Genomic DNA, 20,863 nt, shown 5'->3' with positions numbered 1-20,863 from the left:
CCGCAGGCTCAATTTTTCTCAATGCTTTGGTTATTTTCCAAGATTTTGGAGCTGTCGTGATTGTCATTTTTCCAAAGATATTGTAAAGCCAGCAACACGATAAAAGCGGATATCCCAATGATGTCCGATACCGTTTCAGGGTAGATCAATAGTAAACCTACGATTATGGCGAGGGCTCTTTCTAACCAGTTCATTCCCCTCATCCAGTAACCTATGACACCCGCCCCAATCGCAATCATACCTGCCATTGCAGTAAGTACTACCCACGCAACCTCCATCCATGTTGTATCGATCATTAGCATTTGCGGGGAGAGAACAAAAATATATGGAATGATGAATGCAGCGATGGCAAGTTTCGATGACTCAATCCCCGTTTTTATTGGCTCGCCTCCCGCTACCCCTGCCGCTGCAAATGCCGCTAAAGCAACAGGAGGAGTTATATCTGCTATAATGCCAAAATAGAAAACGAATAAATGTGCAGATAAATCGGGAACACCAAGCAAAATTATCGCAGGCGCTGCAATCGTCGATGTGATTACATAATTGGCGGTCGTAGGTGAACCCATTCCTAATATAAGTGCTGCTACCATAGTGAGCATCAGAGTTGGAATCAAATATCCACCAGATAAATCGATCAGGCCATTAGCCAGCTTAAGTCCTAGTCCAGTTTTCGTGACGATACCGACAATAATGCCCGCTGCTGCGGTTGCAGCTGCAACCGCAAGTGCTGTCCGGGCTCCATCCACCAATGCATAAATGATATCGATGAATTTCATGCGGACATCCTTGTTAATGAAACCTACAAGAACCGAGATGGCAATGGAATATAATGCTGCATGTGTAACCGTGATATTCATCATGAGCAATAAAATAATGGCAAGGATCGGTATTAATAAATAAAGCTTGCCGAACACTTCCTTTTTACTTGGCATCTCTTCTTGAGTTAACCCTCGCAGCCCAAGTCGTTTCGCTTCAAAATGGGTCATGATCCAAATTCCTGAAAAATAAAGGATAGCTGGAATCGCAGCCGCCTTTGCTATATCCCAATACGTAATTCCATTCCCAATGAACTCAACCATTAAGAATGCCGCTGCCCCCATTACCGGAGGCATCAATTGCCCCCCTGTTGAAGCAGCCGCCTCCACTGCCCCGGCAAATTCCTTCTTATATCCAAGATTTTTCATCATCGGTATCGTAAATGCTCCTGATGTGACAACATTAGCCACAGAGCTCCCGCTAATCGTTCCTTGAAGAGCACTTGAAAAAATCGCAACCTTTGCAGGTCCTCCTATCCTTCTGCCGGCAATGGCGGTAGAGAGATCATTAAAGTATTGACCGACGCCTGTTCGGACCAGAAATGATCCAAACAGTAAAAATAGGAAGATGAATGTCGATGACACCGCTAACGGAGTACCCAAAATGCCCTCTGTCGAGAAGAACATCGTTTGCACCAGACGCTCCAGAGTCAAACCGCGATGAGCAAGGAATCCTGGCATATACTGTCCAAAAATCCCATAGAAAATGAATAATATAGCAATGACCATGATAGGAAGACCAACTGCACGCCTGGTTGCTTCCAAAACCAGCAGAATGGCCATAAAACCGACAGCAAAATCCAATACGCCTAAACGCCCTACATTCATGACGATATCTTCGAAAAATAAGGGCCAATATGCACCAACCCCAATACTAAGGATTGCTAATATGATATCGTACCAGGCAATTTGAAACTTTCCTTTTTGACGCTTCTTCCGGTTTGCAGGAAATAGTAAAAATACTAAGGAGAGTGCAAACCCTAAATGTATCGTCCGTTGGATTTGTGCTGTAAAAACACCAAATATGGCAGTATATAATTGGAATAGCGAAAAAGCCAGGAGTCCAAAAAACGCAATGTGGCCCAAGACACCAGTTAATTTCCTTGTCCCGGCTTCTGGATCATATTTTTCCAATAACTCCTGCTGCTCTGCTTCGGTTAAATATTTGATTTTTTCATTATCAGCCACTAATCTTCACTCCCTTCAACTGTTCCCACAATGAAATCCTTTCCGATGAAATCCTGACCCATGTCCCTGGTTTCATGAAGTCTGCCAATGTGTATGTTTTTTCATCATATATTAATCGATGATTGGCTTTAACTTGTCCTACCCGTAAATCTATATAGGTGAAAGTGCGTTGCATATTTTTTATGAAGTAGGTATCGTCTTTTACTTCAAACACTTCCTCACCCTCTGCATTGGAAGGCATACCGACCGCAAAATCATCATAGGCAAGTTCGGTTTGTTCGATTTGCTTATCCGATAACCGGTATGATTCCACAACATCTGTGAGGTGGATGGAGTGTGTATATTTAATCTTGAATTCTTTTTCTTTTTTCAAAGGAAAGTATGCCACTAATTCCCCTTGATCCTCGAAGGAAAAGGCTATTACATGCTTATAAGGAAAAAAGAATAAAAAAGCGATGAGCAGAGGTATACCAAAAGCCATGAATTTCTTGAATATCATAGGTACCCCTTTCACAACCAGTGTCCCATTTAGAAAAAAATGAAGCCGATAGGCCACATAAAGCGAGCTACCGACCCAATTGCATTACTTGGAAACACCTTTTTCTTTAAAGTATTTTGCTGCTCCAGGATGCACTTCCATATCCCCTAATCCTTCAAGTGCAGTCTTTGCTGTAAGGAACTTGCCTTTTGCATGTGTGATTTGATCTGTGTTTTCATATACAGCTTTAGTCATTTCATAAACTAAATCTTCATCAAGATCCTTTGTAACCACTAACATCGCTTTAACAGCAACTGTCTTCACCTCGGATTTGATTTTGTACGTACCACTTGGAATGGTATCTTCAGCATAGTATGGATACTTTTTAACCAATGCTTGAATTTTGTCATCTGCAATAGGCAGAACCAAAATATCATTTTGGACGGATAGCGCCTCAACTGCACCAGTAGGCGTGCCTGCCGTGATGAAAGCTGCATCAATATTGCCTGCTTGGATTCCTTCGGTCGACTCATCAAAAGATAGATTCTGCCCTTTAATATCCTTTTCAGACAACCCATGAATCTCCAAGATTTGCATGGCATTAATGTAAGCACCTGAACCCGGAGCACCTACCGATACCTTTTTACCCTTTAAATCCTCGATTGATTTAATTCCGCTTTTTGCAGTCGTTACAATTTGAACAGTTTCAGGATATAAAGAGCTGATCGCCATTATATTGTCAATGGGCTTCCCGTCGAACATTTCTGTTCCTTCAATTGCATACGCGGCGATATCCGTTTGCGAAAATGCGATTTCAGCCTCTCCAACCCTTAACGTTTCCATATTTTCAGCGGAGGCGCCAGATGTCTGAGGTGTTATGTTTGCTTTTGTTTTATCGGAAATGATTTTTCCAATTTGTCCTCCAAGCGGATAGTATGTACCTCCCGTTCCACCAGTCAACAGGCTCAAGTTTTGGTTACCGCTTCCTGAGGCACCTTCATTACTGTCTTTACAAGCCGTGATAATACCGGTGACCGTCAAAATCATGACCAATAAAAAGCACTTATGAAATTTTTTCATAAAAATCCCCCCTCATGTATATTCATCATCTGCAAAAGATGATTATGTTATTATTCTACCGACCGACTCACTTTCCCTTTTTTTACAAAATTAGACACATCACCCATAAGAACTAGTAATACATTAATAAGTTTTATAGAAATTAAATCACCAAGCTTAAATGTGTACAAAAACCTATTAAAAACAGGGGAAATCTGCTATCCAATAGTAATATTTTACCGTTTATTACCTATTCTTCCTTTCTTTAAGGATAATATTGACTCTTCCATTTTAGAAATATATTATTGTTATAAACTTATAAGTAGATGTTATAAAATTACAGCTTTTGTTTGAGAGGGAATTTTCTTAACCTTGTATTTTCAAATCCGACTGAAGTGGGTGATTGTTTGAATTACCTATCCCTCCGCTATTTCATAGAGGTTTCCAACCATCTTAGTTTCAGTGAGGCTTCCAAAACCCTGCATATATCCCAGCCCGGACTTAGCCAACAGATTTCATCCCTCGAAAAACAATTAGGCTTTAAACTATTGAATCGAACGACAAGAAAAATTACATTAACGGAAGAAGGAGAATACATCTATAAAAAGCTTGCGCCCTCCTTTGAAGATATCGAGAAAACAGTGAATTACATAGTTGAAAACAAAACCATCCCCAAGCCTAAACTGAAGATTGCTACCGTACCCTCTGCAGCTAGTATATATATCCCGAAGTTATTGAAAAAGATCGTGGGGCAATACCCGGAAACAGAGTTTTACGTGCATGAAACAACATCTTCAAGAGCAGTAAAACTCGTAAACCAACAAAATTATCACATCGGTTTCATCCGAACGCCCATTCACAGTAACATCATCGCCAATGAAGGATTAAGCATGATTGAATTCATGAGGTTCCCTTTACAATTAGTCGTCTCCACGAATCATCCACTAGCCCAAAAAGACGCTATACATTTATACGAAGCAAAAGACGAACCTTTTATCCATTATGATGCCGTTCAAGCACACTCCCTTCAATTCCTTTTGGAAAAGGCTTGTCTGACGGCTGGATTTTCACCTAAAGAATTATGTAAAGGCTCTGAATTACTGACGATTGCCAATCTAATATCCAATAACTTAGGCGTAGCCCTCATGCCGAAAGATATGGTGAGTTTGTTGGGAAAAAGCCAAGTAAAATCCTTGAACATCGATAACTCGGAATTAACCAGTTCGATATCGGCAGTTTGGAAAAACACGGATGCCTCAATTCTGACTAAGCATATTTTGGAAACGTTAGAGAATGATGATGATTTTAACAATATATAAGATTCTTGGTTGGAGAAATGCCGCGAAACGGGGCTGTTAATATTGGATCATTTCACCTTTTAAACTTCTTATTGGCGATGGGGCGTTCACCCTTATATAACTTATGAAAACCTTATCAAAGGACCCTTGTGCTTATTTGATCCGTATTTCCTGTAACTTTAATAAAGATTAACATTATCCAAAAATCGCTATAGGGGCGTTACTTAAACCAATCTAAAAAGTCGAATTCCTAACTGTGGAGGAATTCGACTTTTAATTTTAACAGTCATATTAACCTGTTCCCTTATTAAGTAACAAAACATGTAAAGCCTCGAAATATATCAACTTTACTTTTTTTCGATTTAAACCTGGACAATCGAAACCCACTATCCATCACTTTTATCTCAGGGACCCCGCCTATGTACTTTAGATTCTTTTCTTCAGAAGTTTTGTTGTTAGAAAGAGGTCATCCAAATAATGATGTACTATGCAGCGGCTGAACTTTCGCCAAAGGATCAATATAGGCTTTGGCATTATTAACTGCCGTAGGACCTTCACCGAATCCGGAAGCAATTAATTTAACCTTTCCATCATACGTACAAATATCCCCGGCTGCGTAAATGCCTGAAATATTTGTTTCTTGTTTGGAATTAACGATAATTGCATTTTTATTGATGTTTAGACCCCATTCTTTAATCGCTCCAAGAGAAGAGACAAAGCCGTAATTAATAATTAAATCATCTACGTCAACCACTTCTTTTTGTTGAGTCTTAGTGTGTTCTAAAACTATTTGCGTAATGTGATCTGTTCCTACCAATTCGGAGGGAATATAAGGTGTTTTGACCTCAACAGAGGAATTCACTAATTTTTCTACACTATGCTCATGGGCACGGAATTTATCTCTTCTGTGTATCAATGTTACCTTTTCAGCAATCGGCTCTAACATAAGGGCCCAATCAACAGCAGAATCCCCACCGCCTAGAATCGCCACTTTTCTTCCTTTAAATCGGTTCATATCATTCACGAAATAATGCAAATTCTTATCCTCGAACTGTGTTGAATCTTCCAATTCTAGTTTACGAGGCTGAAAGGCCCCATTTCCAGCAGTAATGATCACTGATTTAGAGAAATGAGTATCGAGGTTTGTGGTGATCTTAAATGTTCCGTCTGCTTGCTTTTCCATTTGTTCAACTGCCTCTTCAAGACAAATGGTTGGTTCGAATACTTTCATTTGTTCTTTTAAATTCTCTATCAATTCCTGCGCCCTTACTTTTGGAAAACCAGCTATATCATAAATGAATTTTTCGGGGTAAAGAGCCGAAAGCTGTCCACCCAATTGAGGCAGACTTTCGAGGATTTTCACCTTCGCTTGCCTCATTCCGCCATAGAACGCAGTAAACAAGCCAACTGGGCCGCCGCCAATAATAGTTATGTCATAGACCTTCTTTTCTTTTGTCAATGCAATCACTCCTTGTTCTTCTAGGTTGGTTGTTCATACTGAACATGATCTACAGGTTGTAAGAGATCGACTTGTAATGTTTTCACAAGTAATTCTTCCTTTTCCTTTGATTCAGAAATGATGGATAAAAGCAATTGAATATCCACCCTTTCAAAGACAATCTGGATATGTCACCACATTAAAAATCTATATAGCTACTAGTCACAAACGCACCTAAAATTATTATTCAAATTTATTAGGGTTACCATCAAAGGATGCTTGAGCCACTTTTATAGAATCGGTTGGACATCCTTCTGAAGCATCTATCATATCTTCCTCGAGTTCTTCAGGTATAATCGCTGCCCCAACATTATTATCCAATAAAACGAACGCAATCCCTTCCTCATCGTAATCATAAATATCCGGAGCTGAAGCACCACAAGCCCCGCAAGCAATACACGTTTCTTTATCCACGATTGTATAATTAGCCATTTTTCCTATTCATTCCCCTCTTAAATCTCAGTCCTGTTTTTTCCTTACTCATTCCCGTTCAAAAATTCCAATATGCTCGAATTAAACTTCCTTGGATTTTCCTGGTAACACAAATGACCGCCATCTGGAATAATCACTAGCCGGGAGTTCATTAGCTTTTCATGAATGGCTTCTGATTCCTTAATGGGAGTTACAGTATCCAACTCACCACAAATCACAAGAACAGGAACAACTATATGAGATAACATACTCATTTGATTTAGATGATAAAGTGAATATGCTACCGAACGATATCCTGCCGGTCTTATCTGTGTCATAATCTCTTTGACTCGTGTATGGACATTTTCTGAAGCATGGGGAGATAGCAGTGCTTGTATCCTCTTTTCCGCTATCTCCTTAGTAGAAAGGTTTTCAATTGAAAATAATCGATTTTTCAATTTCGTCTCGTTCTCTTCTGGGGATAAAGCAGCTGCCCCCCTTGTCGAATCTGCTAATATAAGTTTATTAACCTTATTAGGGTACAGGCTGCAGTACTCTATCGCAATTGCCGCTCCCATTGAATGGCCGAGCAGATCGATTTTTTCCAGCTTTAGCTGATCTAGCATACCGTTCAGAATACGTGCGAACTCTTTAAAATTTCTATATTCTTCTGATGGATCTGAACTTTTCCCATAACCCGGAGCATCCCATGCGATTACTGTATAATGCTCCTTTAATTCCTGGATTTGTTCCTTCCATGACTGTGAATTATTGCTCATACCATGTAATAATACTAAAGGTTCTCCATTACCTTCTATTTCATAATGAATACTTAAATCTTCTACTTTTACGAATGGCATACGATCAGTCCCCTTCTAAAGGTAAGTCTCTAACTCTTAAAGCCCCCAAACTTGATATAACTTTCTTAAATTAGAGAATGATTTACTATTTTTATATTTTGCTTGAAAACCCTATAAAGAAAGTGCTTTCTTTCCCGACTTACAATTTAGCTAACGTATTCAAATACCTTGCCAGCTTAGCCAAGGCCCCGCACTGACAATCCGCCGTCGCTGGAAATGACTTCACCGGTGATTGCTCGTGATTCGTCAGAAGCTAACAGTACATATGCCGCAACGTGATCTTCCGGCATCTGGGCAAGTTGAAGAATATTCCGTTTTTTAATGCTGCTTGCTTTCGTATCATTATCTACGATTTTCACAAATGGACGCAGCGGTGGAATCACCGTGAGTGCTGTCAATGTACCCCCTGGGGCTACGGCATTTACCCGGATGGAAGGCGATAGTTCGAACGCAAGCTGGCGCATCAATCCAATTTGGGCGTGTTTGCTCGCTGTATACCAAACACCGCCGCCATCTGGATAAAAACTTGCACCGGACACGGTAAAAATAATATTGCCATTTGTTTTTTTCAGTTCTTCAAGAGCAGCTTTAGCTCCGAAAAAAGAGCCTTTTACGTTAATATTGAATAGAAAATCATACGCTTCGGAAAGCGCCTCGGGAGTCACATCGGCAAATTTGGCAAATCCATCGAACACGCCTGCATTCGCAACGAAGACATCTAACTTTCCGAATTGCTCAACAGTAGCTTGGACCGCTTGCTCATTGTCTTCGTATTTGCTTACATCTCCCTGATAAGTAAGGATATTTTCACCAAATTCTCCTTTCATTTTCGCTAATGTCTCTTTAGAGCGGCCGATAATGCTCACTTTTGCTCCTTCTTGTATAAAACGACGCGTGACAGCTTCTCCTATTCCAGAAGCTCCCCCTGTAATCAAAACGACTTTATCTTTTAAGGCCATGCCCATTGTCTCCACCCCTTCTAATATCTCTCAAACATGATGAACGGTTATCCAAAGATCGGTTCAATTCAAGTATACGGTCTTGTAGCGAGGACATAACCCCAATAAACGTTTCATATATAAAACTATGTTTTTTTATATAAACAATTCTAAAATGTAATCGCTTCATTGTCAATGTAAGCTGTAAAAAAACTGAAACCATCGTTCGGGAATACGTGCCTTGTTCTATATCAAGCTGTGGTCATTCTTATTCCTGTGTACACGTCAATGAGTTATTCAAGATTTATTGTGGTTCTCAGTAAGAATCTAGCGTCCCTTCTTACTAAGAAACACTTTCTAAAAAATGTATGATAAGTACCTTTTTTGCTCTCTATAAAGTTACTTTGTTTCCTGTCGTATTACTTAGGTGATTTTCGGCAACTTCTTGTTTAATCATAAATAAGTACGCGACAAACCCCAGGGTGGCTGCTACAATCAGCATGGCAATGGAGGGACCAAAATCACCGCCAGACATATCGCGGCTCCACCCCATGATATAACTTGAAAATCCACCCATAATATTCGTGAATCCCATTAAACCGGCAGCACGTCCCGCTGTTTCAGGTGTTGAAAATTTGATGATGAAGAAATTGGTCAGATGAAACATTCCTCCCTGAGTTCCCATGGCGAGCCCCATTGAAACCCCGGCCATAATAGGACTAGGTGCAAGGACAGCAATTGTCAAAAATACAGCTGTTAGTATGAAAAGAATCGTCGCAAGCAAACTCGGGCGTTTCGTTTTGTCCGCCAGAAATCCGCCAGCCAGGACAAATCCTAGCGCGAATAGCCATGATAATGAGGTAATCCCAGTCATTGCATCTCTTTCAAAGCCTTTGGCCTCCACGAGATAGGTAGGAAGCCAAATACTGATTCCAAAGAAAAGAAAGGACGACATCAAATTGCCAAACCAGACAATCCAATAACGATAATCCTTTGCGAAGAATTGCTTCAACTGCACATCATGCGCTTCGTCCTTTTGGCGAATATAGGAGACTTCCTCTTTACTCATGCGTGGATGTTCTTCTGGCGTATTACGAGCCAAATACAAGAACATTGGAATATTTATAAACAAGTTAAAGGCGGCGAGAGCAAAGAACGCGGCCTGCCAATGAAATGTTGAAATAATGAGGATCAGCATAACGGTACCCACTGCCGGGCCAAGATAGTTTCCAGTAATCCAGAATGACTGTGCCCTGCCAAGCTCCCTTTTATTAAACCAATTCGATATGAATTTACCCGATATCGGGATCATCATGCCTTCCCCGATTCCGAGGATGACCCTACTAATTAAAAACATTTCGTATGAAGTGGACAGTCCTCCCATGACCATTGTCGCAGTCCATACCAGTAAACCTAAAACTGCTGTTTTCCGCGCCCCTAACTTGTCGATAATAACTCCCCAAAAAATGTTGGAACAGGAGTATGAAATCATGAATATAAAGGAGATCAAGCCAATTTTCGCATTTTTATCCGGACCAGTCAGACCAAGATCACTTAAAAATCCCGGATCGGTTTGGATAACAGAGATACCTACTTTATCAATCTGACCGAAAAACCAGAAGAAAAAAATAGGAATCGCAATGTACAACCATCTTTTTTGACCTTGTAACATGTTATTTCCCCCTTATAATAGGCTCATTTGAATGCGCTTTCATGATTTTCGATACGAAAATGACTATCATGCTATCAAACTTCACCAACTCCCCCTTTCAAAAGATAACAGCAACTCTTGTTTCATATAAAAAACATTGTTACCAATATTTAATGTTATATTGAATTTTCGTAATAGTCAATAATATTCAGAATAATATTTTTCCAACAGAAAAAGTAGTTTTATATACAAAACTAAATAAGGTATTGTTTCGATGAAAACAACCCGAAACAATACCTTGCCCATCTATCACATAAAACCGGATAACGTTTCTGCAAATCCTCGTAATAACTCCATAATTATTTGAAACATCATTATCTGCAGCAATAAAAATGTCCATCATGAGACTGAAGCACTGCTAAGTCTAGTTCCGTTCAAGTAGAAGATGAAAAAGGCATACAATTCGTGACGCCAACCAACGATTCCTTAGATAGGTAAACTCAAAATTGAAGAATGATTCTTCTTCCGCTCATTCGGTTGCCGTCTTTCCTTTTATAACGATTCTTTATAAATATATAAAAATTAACTATTTTTATTATTTATCACTCAATGTTAGCATTTTGTTATAAGTTATTTGAAAGGATGAGAGATAAATGACTATCCAATATTCTGAATTCGCAGTATTCGGGCTCGGTCCCATCGGAATTGAAATTCTACGCAGTGCTTATCAAACGAATCCTCAATCGATTATCGGTGTTGTCGATATTGATCCCGATAAGGTAGGGAAGGAAATTGGCTTCCTGATCAATGAAAAGGAAACGAACAAATGTGTAGTTCCACATATCCAGGAAGTACATACTGAAGCTGACCACCCTATCGCCCTACATGCAACCGGTTCCAATGCACAACTAGTATGGCCTCAAATCAAAGAGCTGCTAGATCACGGCTTTTCAGTTGTATCCACCTGTGAACAGCTTTCCTTCCCTTGGCATCGCTACCCTTTACTTTCAAAGGAAATAGATGATTATGCTAAAGCAAAAGGACTTAGTGTCATCGGGACCGGAATCAATCCAGGGTACATCATGGATACTATGGCCATTTCTTTTACAACAGTATTGACCACTGTTAACCAAATTAAGGTCATTCGTAAAGTTGATGTTTCGAAAAGGCGCCTCCCTTTACAAAAAAAGGTCGGAATCGGGATGACCAGAGAAGAGTTTGAATTATTGGCCCAACGGAATGAAATTGGGCATGTAGGTCTTGAGGAGTCTGTAAGGTTAATCGCTTACGGGCTGAATTGGAAACTTTCAAATGTTATCAATACAATTAAACCAACGATTGCAAGCGAAAATATGACCGTTCCGCTAACTACCTTAAAACGAGGGGATGTTATGGGGCTTCATCAAATTTCCACAGGCAAGACTGTGGACGGAAAGGAAATTTCCTTGGATTTAACGATGTCTGCAGGTATTAAACAGGAAGATGAAATCGTTATTGAGGGGAACGAAACCCAAAGGTTGATTGTTCCAAACGGCATTTTTGGAGATACTGCAACCGCAGCAATGATCATCAATACCGCTAAGCAAATTGATGCCCTCCGTAAACCAGGTTTACTTACAATGGCTGACATCGGGGTGCCAAGAAATATAAATCAATCACACTTTGTGCGTATTTAAGTGGGTGACTAACAATTTTGCGATAAAGTATTACGATATAGGAAAAGGCGAACCCCTAATGGTTCACCTTTCAGTTTGTAGACAAAAGGGGTTCGGAATTAAAAAATTCTGAACCCCTTTTGAAATTCCCTTTGAATTTTAGCCTAAAGTTAAGAGATTGSGRCTCTACGAGCCCACATGTTAGGCCATTTTTGGACCTCGCCATGTCCAATTGGCCATCTTCTTTAAATTAATGGCAGCGAAAGTAAGCATCGCCTGCATYGACAATTTTTTAAGTCCCCTTAAAGTWGTCCAACGCATACCATGCTTTTCTTTTGCATCTGCGAATACACGCTCAATCGTTTCTTTACGTTTTGCATATATAGGTTTTACATCTTGATGATAACGCAGATGATCTGCTTCTTCCACATGTGTTTGCCAGATATGCCGGGTCACCACTTTTTGACAGTCTTTGCTTTCTGTACACCGAGATAAAAATGAGCATGTTGTACAAATTTGTTTTGGCGATTTGTACTCGCGATAGCCCTCTTTATTAGTTGTTGAGTACTTTAAAGTTTCGCCCGAAGGGCAAAGGTAACAATCAAAATGTTCATCGAATACATAGTCCTGTTTGCGGAAAAATCCTTCTTTGGTGCGAGGACATGTATAAGGTAAAGCCGGTATGATTTCTTTGTTAAATAGGTAGCTTGTAATCGCTGGTGTTTTATAAGCTCCATCTGCGGCAACGGCTTCCGGTTTTCCAACTTTCTCAATCACTTGTTCAACTAGTGGCTCTAAGATCTGACTGTCATGTGTATTTCCAGGTGTTACAATCGTTCCCAATACAAAACCGTTGCGGTCTGCTGCCGCGTGGAATGAATAGGCAAACTGTTTTGTTCGTTCATCTTTCACATAGTTGCAACTCTCAGAATCCGTTATACTTTCTTTAATCTCTTTGGTCTCTTCTTTATCAAATTTATCTGGTGGAAAAGGCTTTTTTCCATGGTTTTCACGATCTTGTTTGATTTTATCTAAAAGGTAAGACAAAGTTGATTGGAACGGAAGGTACGAGACTCCTGCGGGAAAAGCGCGTCTAGGGGAGACCCCGCAGGCGAAAGCCGAGGAGGCTCCCCGACCGCCCGCGGAAAGCGAGTGCCCTACGTTCCAATCAACGTCCAAATTGTACAAGCCATAAAAGTAGACAAACTCGATTTTCATCGAGTTTGTCTACAGTCTGAAAGTTGAACCCGGAATGGTTCACCTTTTCGTTTTGGTTCAGCTGGGCATGCAAACATGACAAAAAACCACCATAAGCGGTGGCTTTACTCCCTATGCAAGAATCGACTATCTTATGTAAGTTATCTTATTTCAGAAAAATATATTCCGAAAATGAAATGACTTTTCTATTTTCATTAATGTGTTTGAGAACCAAGTTTCACGGAAATGGCTTTGGCAGCTTTCGTTACTTTGTCAATCAATTCAGGCAAGCGATCTTCCTGAAATCTTGCTTCAATCCCAGCGACACTAATACCAGCTACTATTTCACCTTTACCATTGAGTATCGGTGCACTCACCGCTTTCGTATAATCCTCAAGTTCTGATGAAGTTATCGTGTAACCATTCGATCTCGCTTCATCCATTGCATGACGGAGTTTAGTTTTATCCGTAATCGTTCCCATGGCGATTGGTTTTAATTGGATGTTTTCCAAATAATTTTCACGCTCTTCTTGTGGCAAAAATGCCAGGATGATTCGAGAATCGCCAGCGTACAATGGCGAACGCCTTCCAATGGATGTATAAAGTCGAACAGGATGCAGGGTGTCCACCTTTTCAATATACATCGCTTCATCCTTATCCCTCACAATTAAATTCACTGCTTCTTCAACTTCATCCCGTAGGTCTCTCATGATCGGATAGGCGATTGACCTGATATCCAAACGCTCCCCTACCAGTTGACCAAACTGCAGGAATATCAATCCAAGTGAATAGTGCCCATCATCGTCCTTTGTTAAAAACCCCATTTCCTCCAAAGATCCCACCATACGGTGTAACGACGTTTTCGGCAAATTGGATAGTTCCATCATTTCATTAAAGGTCAGTTTTGGATGATTTATGAAAAGGGTTAGGATTTGCATGGATTTCACGACCGTTTTGTTATGTGCCTGCATACAATGTCTCCTTTCATGATACATGTTTTCCTTAACTATCATTCTATTATAAAACATGGAAGAAAGGATGTAATGAAAATAACCGTATTGATTGTTTTTCGAAATGCTCTGTCTGTATTCTCATTTGATTTACCGGCATTTTTTAAAATTAATCGAATCATTTTATCATCCCGCAAGCCCATAGAACGAGTAATAATGTCAAATGCTGAAGCGTTTAAGGATAAAGTTACTTGATCATCCATCCACTACAAAGGCATTTTCAATATTACTTTTGTCCCTTTCCCTTCACGAGAATGAAGGATAAGGTTTCCGCCGCAAACTCTGGCTCTTTCCTCCATACTGAATAAGCCAACTCCACGGGTAACTTTTTCGATATCAAAGCCCTTTCCTTTATCTTCTATTTCTACACGAACTTCTTCCTCTATTTCCTGGATCGTTACTGTAGCTTCTTCGGTTTCAGCATACTTCCTAATATTTGTTAATGCCTCTTGAATAATACGGTAAATGGTAATTTCTTTGTTTGCATTCAAACGGCAATTCAAATAGCATTCAAAATGGACCTTGATATGATGATGCTCTAAAAATTGCCCCACTAAAGAGCGTATGGCAGGGAACAGTCCAAGATCATCAAGTACCGATGGCCTTAATTCCCAGGATAGATGCCGGAGTGATTCGATAATTTCGGTCGCTTCATCTTGCATTTGATCTAACAAGGGATGATCCATTTCTGTCTGCAGTCTGTTAATCGTTATGAGGTGGCTGTATAAGTTTTGTCCGATATCATCATGAAGCTCTCGGGAAATGCGTTTTCTTTCTTCTTCCTGCACATCAATGATTTTCCCGGTCATTTTCTGAATCTCTTCTTCCGCAAGCTTACGCTGGGTCACTTCATAACGAATCGCTAAATATTGGTAAGGTTTCTGAAAATCATCAAGAAATGGAACGATTGTCGTATCCACCCAATAATAAGTATTATCCTTGGCCTTATTTTTAACCTCGCCTTTCCATACTTCCCCTGATGATATTGTTTTCCAAAGATTGTTGAAAAATTCTTTCGAGTGAAATCCCGAGTTAATAATTCGATGATCCTGTCCGATCAGCTCTTCTTTTGAAAACTTTGAAATCCTGCAAAATTGATCATTGACATATTTGATCGTCCCGCTTTGATCTGTTATTGCTACAATCGAGGAAGCATCCAAAGCAAATTGGAAATCGGCCATTTTATTTACGAATTTCCCCAATTCCTCTAAAACTCGTTTATATTCGGTAATTTCCTTGCGAATTGCCAGGTATTTATAAGGGTTCCCTTTTTCATTTAAGAAAGGGACAATTGTGGTATCGACCCAATAATAAGTTCCATCCTTCGCTTTGTTCTTGATTTCACCCCGCCAAACGCTTCCTGATGAAATTGTCCTCCAAAGCTCTTGCATAAATTCCTTTGAATGATAACCTGAATTGATAATTCGGTGGTCCTTCCCGATAAGCTCTGTTGCCGAATATTTGGATACCTCACAAAATTTCTTATTAAAGTTTATTATCTTGCCCTTTTCATCCGTAAATGCAACAATCGTTGATTCATCAAGTGCGTAAATTAAATCAACCAGTTCATTGATCGGATAGGATTGCTGCTGGTTAATCCGTGATTGGTCTTTCACTTTATGGACTACAATTAAGTAATAAAGCTCTTTCGCAAGCTGAAAGGAGTTCACCCTGAAAAAAAGCGAAAAAGCATGACCATCCCGGTGGATCCCCAACTGGTGGATAATCTCCCCTTCCCCGCTGTGCTGCAGGTTTGCCCCTGGTATAAGTTTAAGAAGCTTTTCCCCGTTCAATTCATGATGTTCATAACCAAAGTTTTCATATACCTGTTGATTCGCAAAAGAGATGACTCCAGATTCATTGACAAGGATTGTCGCATCGCTAGTTCCAGGTGTAACCCCTTTTTCCATTTCCAAATGTTTATTCAAGTCCATACATAATCCTCCTTGTTGCCATTAAATTGAGCTGTTCAATTCCTTTTCCAATTTTTTCGCTGCATCAAGGATCTTATGCTGGTCGCTTTCAGAAATAGGCTGAGCTGTTCGTTTACCTACTAATAATACCCCTTTGGGAACACCTTTAAATTGAATCGGAACTGCGAAGGCGCAACTGAGATTTTCCGCAAGCATGATGGGATAATCTAAAGCTTTGCCATGGATATTATTGGGGAAACCTTCAATTTTCATCGGCGCCCCCGTTGATATGACCCTGCCTGCTATTCCTTTTCCATATCGAACAGTTATCCTTTTGTACTTATCATTTCTGTTTCCGGCTGCATAATGCCAGCATATGTCAGGACCTTCTCTGTTTTGTAAGGCAAGGCCTACAAAATCACCGTTCATTTCTTCTAATACATGTTCACACGCTTTTTTAAATGGTTGATCCTCTTTCGATTTACTGTCCAAGTTAAATTCCATACCCTAATAACCCCTTTTTTAAAGCGAATGCAACAAGTTCATGCCTTGTTTTCATCTTGAGCTTTTCCATTAGGTTTCCTTTATGGCTTTCAACCGTTTTCACGCTTATGACAAGCTGTCCGGCAATTTCTTTATTGGAAAACCCTTTCGCAATCAATGTAAGCACCTCTTTTTCACGGTCAGACAACAGATTGATAGAATCAGCGGTTCCCTGCTTCACACTGCCTAAATATTCTTCCATTACCCTTTTTGTTGCAGATGGATGAAGGTAAGCATCTCCGTTTGATAAAGATCGGATGGCCACCAATAGTTCTTCATGGGGAGCACTTTTTAAAATACAGCCTGAAGCCCCGGCTTGAATGGTTCTGAACAAATATTCATCATCATCATGCATGGTAAGTATTAATATGGCTACCTCAGGCATTAGTTTCTTCAGTTCGGAAGTAGCCGATAAGCCATCTTTCCCATGTGGCATGCTTAAATCCATGACTACCACATTAGGCTGAAGCTCTAGTGCTCGTTGTATACCTTCATTCCCCTCTGAAGCTTCCCCTATGACTTCCATATCAGGATGATTATTTAGTAGCATCTTTAAGCCCATTCTTACAACGGCGTGATCATCGCAAAGCAAAATTTTTATCAAAGCAGCTCCCCCTAGCATTGTTCTTGTTTGTATCGTTATATGAAACAACAAGGGGGATTGCACAATTCGCAAGCCCCTTGTTTAGCATTTTAATATAATGGCAGAGAAATCTCTATAGAAGTCCCATGATCTATTTTTGAAAAAATGGTACAATTCCCGCCAATCAAATGCATTCTTTCACACATGGCAGCAAGCCCGCTCAGCTTATTCATGGCAGCTTCAACCTCAAATCCTTTCCCTGAATCTTTTATCATAATTAATAACATGCTTTTTTCCCATTTGAATAGTATGCTTGCTTTTGTTGTATCAGCATACCTTGCTATATTCACCAATGCTTCTTGGCAGACCCTGAAAAGTGTAATGCTATCTCTATCAGAGATTTGCGATTCAATTCCCAGATTCTCCATCTCAACCTCAATTCCATAGGTTGAGGTGTATATTTTTATGTAGCTTTTAATAGCTGAAATAAGCCCAAAAGTCGTAAGGGTAGGAGGATGCAATTCTACAGCCAAAAGCCTGATTTCTTGAATTGCCTTCTCCAATAGCTGTTTCATATCACCTGCATAGATTTTCATGGCAGGCTGTTCGATTGCCGTTTCAATGAGCTGCATTCCGGAAAAGAGACTGGAAAGGGACTGCCCCACACCTTCATGAAGCTCCATCGCAATTCTTTTAATCTCTTCTTCATGTGTTTGTATGATATAAGAACTGATGTTGTTTTTAAGTGGCTTAGTATTCATTCCCACCCTCCTTCTTCAATTGTCGCTGATTATTGGCCATTCAAAGTGCGGCATGCTCCCCCAATTACACTTTCGGCAAAGTGGTGAGAAAACTGACGTATACCTTCTTTCCCACCAGAAACCTAGCATTAGAACTTCTTGTTTTTGAAATCTCAATTCAGCCTTCAAATCCAATCATTTCATGCGCGCAGTCCATTTTATGCTTTCTTCACTCTATGACTTGAAATGTCACTAAACATACCTGCATATTGAACGACATCCCCCGCATCATTCTTTATCGAACTTATGGTCAGCCATTGCAGATATTGCTGCCCATCCTTTCGGCTATTCCAGATTTCACCCTGCCAAAATCCATTTATCTCAATGGATTCCCACAAATCCTCATAAAAAGTTCGAGACTGTTTACCCGACTTAAGTATACTAGGGTTCTTACCAATTACTTCATTTTCCTGATAACCCGTAATACTGCAAAACGACGGGTTTACTGAAATGATCTTACCGGTGGTATCGGTAATTAGAATCCCTTCTATTGTATGATCGATCACTTCTTTGGCAAGCCCCATTTTGCCTTGGAAATACATCCAAACAACTAAAATCAAACTTGCAAGGGCAACTTCTGACAACGCCATGAACCCGATTGCATAATGTCCTGTGATATTGAATAACAAGGATAAAATTAATGGCGGAAAAAACCCTCCCAAACCGCCCATAGCGGAAACGATCCCATTCACAATACCAGCCTGCTTTTGGAAATACATCGGCACCAGTTTAAAAATAACACCATTTCCCATTCCGGCACATAGGGCAATACTCAAACAGCCAATAGTGTACCAGCCAATTGATGGAGCAAAGGATAGGATCATCGCTGAAACTGTATACACTCCAAAAACGAACATGAGCAGAATGAGAGAATGAAAACGATCTGCAAGCCATCCGCCAATTGGTCTCATAAGGGTAGCAAGTACAATAAAGCCCGCTGTCCTTAAACCGGCATCAACCTTATCCAATCCAAAGTTAGCTACAAGAAAATTTGGCAGATAGATAGTAAATGCAACAAAAGAACCGAATGTTATAAAGTAAAATAAACTTAGCAGCCATAGTTTTTCATTTTTGTAGACACTCTTCACTTGTTCTAATAGCGGTGTTTTTACTTTCAGCTCTTTTTTATCCCCTAACAGAAAGTTACCTGCGATAAAGACCCCCAAAATCACAAGGTAAAGCTGTACAGTTGTTGACCAGCCAAAATTCTCAGCTACAACGGGTGCTGCAAAAGCCGATACTGCCGTACCAAGGTTTCCAGCACCGTAAATTCCGTTTATAAAACCATGACGTTCCTTTGGATAATACTTAGGTAAAGAGGTTACACCAACTGAGAATACGGCTCCTCCAATACCAAGGAAAAGTCCTCCAATCAACAAATCGACAAGGGAATCGGCAATGCTGATATAATAAACAGGGAACAATAGTAACATAAAGCTAATCAGGAAAATTTTCCTGGCTCCGAACTGATTGGCGTAAAAGCCAAGGGGGATACGAAGTACAGATCCCAAAATGACCGGAACGGCTGTCACCAGGGCAAGCTGACTCTCCGGTATAGCAATATCTTCTTTAATAAAGGGCATCAGGGAAGAAATTAATACCCATACCATAAATCCGACTACTAAGTTTAAAGTCTGTAATGGAAGCTGTATTTTCTTAATCATTCTGATCACTCTCTCTTCTAATTACATATTGTAAACCCGTGTTTGCGTCAAAAGCTGACCACTCATTTTTGTTTCGTACCATATTGCATGTCAGGGGAACAGCGAAAAAATTCAGGTGATCAAAATAAATGCGTAGATGGGTCATGTCAGGACAAATCTCCACCTTATCTATCGTTTTAGTAACAAAAAGCGCTTTATCCTGCCCATCATCATCCAAGATTGCCACTCTGGCTTTTTCCGAGACTAATGATTGTAAACCTTCCAAATTAATGTGTTCCACATGTATTGCACCCTCTCTTTGCACTGTATACATTCATTTGAAAACCCTGCAAATATTCCCAGAATGTATCTTCTGCATGATTCTCGATAAATTCAATTGTTTCCACTACAGACTCCCAATTGCTCATTCCCTTTACTTCGGCAACTACAATATCGGCCCCATCTATTGACTTTTCATCTAAATACCAGTTAAGACGGACATCTTTAAAAAGGTCTGAAAGGAGCTTATCGATTTCAGCAGCAAAATTTCCAGATGCTTCTTTTACAAAACAAAAATCAAAGTATGTTTCACTGTTCATTTGATTCACGCCTTTTCGTTTTTCGTTTTTTTATAAGTAAATAACGCTAAGGGAAACACCACTATGTTTAATCCCCCAAACATTAGAACATTTACATAATTTTCATAATAATATTGATGAACCATAAATTGGGTAAATACAATATTCATCATAAAGAAGGCACAAAGCAACGCGACACCGATGTACTTAAACTTCATAACGCTTCACCCTTACAGCGTATACTGCGCCATTTTCAACTTTCACTTGAATTTCAGGCAGGGGCCTCCTTGGCGGTCCAGCAGTTGGAGCACCTGTTTCAACATCAAATTTCCCATGATGGCAAGGACAGATCATTTCACCTTCTTCTTTCACCCAAAACACCGGGCAACGAAGATGTGTGCATGCATTTTGGTATGCTACGTATTTCGTTTCAGACAATCTGATCAAAATGGCATCATCATGATCCCCTGGAAATTTAAACTCCACTGCGTCACCAATTGGAAGTTCGCTTACATTAGTTATTTTTTTGTGAGGATACTCCTTTTCCCCAAGACCCATCAATTCTTTAGCCGCAATCGCTCCCCAAGGAAGGGATGAAATCGCGAATACTCCTGCAGCTCCCACTAGTGTTTTCATGAACCCCCGTCTGTCGAGCTTTCTTTCATTATCCCGTTCAATATTATGGGTGTAATTATCTTCATTAAAGGGGATTTTATTATTTTTATCCGACGGCATATAAATCCCT

Annotated in this window: 19 protein-coding genes and 1 pseudogene; 2 read left to right on the top strand and 18 right to left on the bottom strand. The window is 40.0% G+C overall.

Annotated features, from left to right (window positions below; translation table 11 throughout):
* Positions 1–8: 8 nt before the first annotated feature.
* From AC1DIV_RS00705 to AC1DIV_RS00695, 3 genes are all read right to left on the bottom strand, one after another.
* Positions 9–2,003, bottom strand: coding sequence for a TRAP transporter permease (locus AC1DIV_RS00705; protein WP_340876201.1), 1,995 nt, complete (start codon positions 2,001–2,003; stop codon positions 9–11).
* Positions 1,996–2,502, bottom strand: coding sequence for a DUF1850 domain-containing protein (locus AC1DIV_RS00700; protein WP_072272887.1), 507 nt, complete (start codon positions 2,500–2,502; stop codon positions 1,996–1,998). Before AC1DIV_RS00700 ends, AC1DIV_RS00705 begins: the two co-directional genes overlap by 8 nt.
* An 84-nt stretch (positions 2,503–2,586) precedes the next feature.
* Positions 2,587–3,561: a TAXI family TRAP transporter solute-binding subunit gene (locus AC1DIV_RS00695; protein ID WP_048679174.1), complete on the bottom strand. Its 975-nt coding sequence runs from the start codon at positions 3,559–3,561 to the stop codon at positions 2,587–2,589.
* A 386-nt stretch (positions 3,562–3,947) separates the two neighbouring features.
* Here AC1DIV_RS00695 and AC1DIV_RS00690 point away from each other — a divergent pair, with 386 nt between their 5' ends.
* The gene (locus AC1DIV_RS00690) at positions 3,948–4,859 is read left to right on the top strand and encodes a LysR family transcriptional regulator (RefSeq protein WP_340876200.1); all 912 of its coding nucleotides are present in this window, start codon (positions 3,948–3,950) and stop codon (positions 4,857–4,859) included.
* Positions 4,860–5,304: 445 nt separating this feature from the next.
* Here AC1DIV_RS00690 and AC1DIV_RS00685 read toward each other — a convergent pair whose 3' ends face one another.
* From AC1DIV_RS00685 to AC1DIV_RS00665, 5 genes are all read right to left on the bottom strand, one after another.
* A complete protein-coding gene (locus AC1DIV_RS00685; RefSeq protein WP_340876199.1) occupies positions 5,305–6,297 on the bottom strand; it encodes an NAD(P)/FAD-dependent oxidoreductase in 993 nt (330 codons plus the stop codon).
* Between the two features lie 222 nt (positions 6,298–6,519).
* The gene (locus tag AC1DIV_RS00680; RefSeq protein ID WP_048679242.1) at positions 6,520–6,768 is read right to left on the bottom strand and encodes a ferredoxin; all 249 of its coding nucleotides are present in this window, start codon (positions 6,766–6,768) and stop codon (positions 6,520–6,522) included.
* Positions 6,769–6,812: 44 nt separating this feature from the next.
* Complete coding sequence (locus tag AC1DIV_RS00675; protein WP_072272885.1) at positions 6,813–7,607, bottom strand: alpha/beta fold hydrolase; 795 nt, start codon at positions 7,605–7,607, stop codon at positions 6,813–6,815.
* Positions 7,608–7,783: 176 nt separating this feature from the next.
* Complete coding sequence (locus AC1DIV_RS00670; protein WP_244889683.1) at positions 7,784–8,572, bottom strand: SDR family NAD(P)-dependent oxidoreductase; 789 nt, start codon at positions 8,570–8,572, stop codon at positions 7,784–7,786.
* 364 nt (positions 8,573–8,936) lie between these two features.
* Positions 8,937–10,217, bottom strand: coding sequence for an MFS transporter (locus tag AC1DIV_RS00665; RefSeq protein ID WP_340876196.1), 1,281 nt, complete (start codon positions 10,215–10,217; stop codon positions 8,937–8,939).
* A gap of 632 nt (positions 10,218–10,849) precedes the next feature.
* Here AC1DIV_RS00665 and AC1DIV_RS00660 point away from each other — a divergent pair.
* Positions 10,850–11,872 carry a hypothetical protein gene (locus tag AC1DIV_RS00660; protein WP_340876194.1) on the top strand — a complete coding sequence of 341 codons (1,023 nt, stop codon included), beginning with the start codon at positions 10,850–10,852 and terminating at the stop codon, positions 11,870–11,872.
* A gap of 180 nt (positions 11,873–12,052) precedes the next feature.
* On the opposite strand, the pseudogene AC1DIV_RS00655 reads toward AC1DIV_RS00660, so the two are convergent.
* The 10 genes and pseudogenes from AC1DIV_RS00655 to AC1DIV_RS00610 form a co-directional block, all read right to left on the bottom strand.
* Positions 12,053–12,868 (bottom strand): annotated as a pseudogene (locus AC1DIV_RS00655) (transposase); the annotation flags it as partial.
* A 395-nt stretch (positions 12,869–13,263) separates the two neighbouring features.
* Positions 13,264–14,019, bottom strand: coding sequence for an IclR family transcriptional regulator (locus AC1DIV_RS00650; RefSeq protein WP_340876193.1), 756 nt, complete (start codon positions 14,017–14,019; stop codon positions 13,264–13,266).
* Between the two features lie 245 nt (positions 14,020–14,264).
* Positions 14,265–15,992 carry a sensor histidine kinase gene (locus tag AC1DIV_RS00645; RefSeq protein WP_340876192.1) on the bottom strand — a complete coding sequence of 576 codons (1,728 nt, stop codon included), beginning with the start codon at positions 15,990–15,992 and terminating at the stop codon, positions 14,265–14,267.
* A gap of 21 nt (positions 15,993–16,013) precedes the next feature.
* A complete protein-coding gene (locus AC1DIV_RS00640) occupies positions 16,014–16,475 on the bottom strand; it encodes a GAF domain-containing protein (RefSeq protein WP_340876191.1) in 462 nt (153 codons plus the stop codon).
* Positions 16,465–17,118, bottom strand: a complete 654-nt coding sequence (locus AC1DIV_RS00635; protein WP_283778898.1) for a response regulator transcription factor — start codon at positions 17,116–17,118, stop codon at positions 16,465–16,467. Before AC1DIV_RS00635 ends, AC1DIV_RS00640 begins: the two co-directional genes overlap by 11 nt.
* An 89-nt stretch (positions 17,119–17,207) precedes the next feature.
* Positions 17,208–17,858, bottom strand: a complete 651-nt coding sequence (locus tag AC1DIV_RS00630; protein WP_340876190.1) for a sensor histidine kinase — start codon at positions 17,856–17,858, stop codon at positions 17,208–17,210.
* Between the two features lie 197 nt (positions 17,859–18,055).
* Positions 18,056–19,561: an MFS transporter gene (locus tag AC1DIV_RS00625; protein WP_323598059.1), complete on the bottom strand. Its 1,506-nt coding sequence runs from the start codon at positions 19,559–19,561 to the stop codon at positions 18,056–18,058.
* The gene (locus AC1DIV_RS00620) at positions 19,554–19,841 is read right to left on the bottom strand and encodes a hypothetical protein (protein WP_249593811.1); all 288 of its coding nucleotides are present in this window, start codon (positions 19,839–19,841) and stop codon (positions 19,554–19,556) included. Before AC1DIV_RS00620 ends, AC1DIV_RS00625 begins: the two co-directional genes overlap by 8 nt.
* A complete protein-coding gene (locus tag AC1DIV_RS00615) occupies positions 19,828–20,139 on the bottom strand; it encodes a hypothetical protein (RefSeq protein WP_034312618.1) in 312 nt (103 codons plus the stop codon). Before AC1DIV_RS00615 ends, AC1DIV_RS00620 begins: the two co-directional genes overlap by 14 nt.
* A 186-nt stretch (positions 20,140–20,325) precedes the next feature.
* Positions 20,326–20,853 (bottom strand): Rieske (2Fe-2S) protein, encoded by a 528-nt coding sequence (locus AC1DIV_RS00610; RefSeq protein ID WP_063593202.1) that lies wholly within the window; start codon positions 20,851–20,853, stop codon positions 20,326–20,328.
* Positions 20,854–20,863 lie beyond the last annotated feature (10 nt).

It is taken from the genome of Peribacillus sp. 05N428 (assembly GCF_056397085.1).
This window is presented reverse-complemented; position numbering and strand designations above follow the sequence as displayed.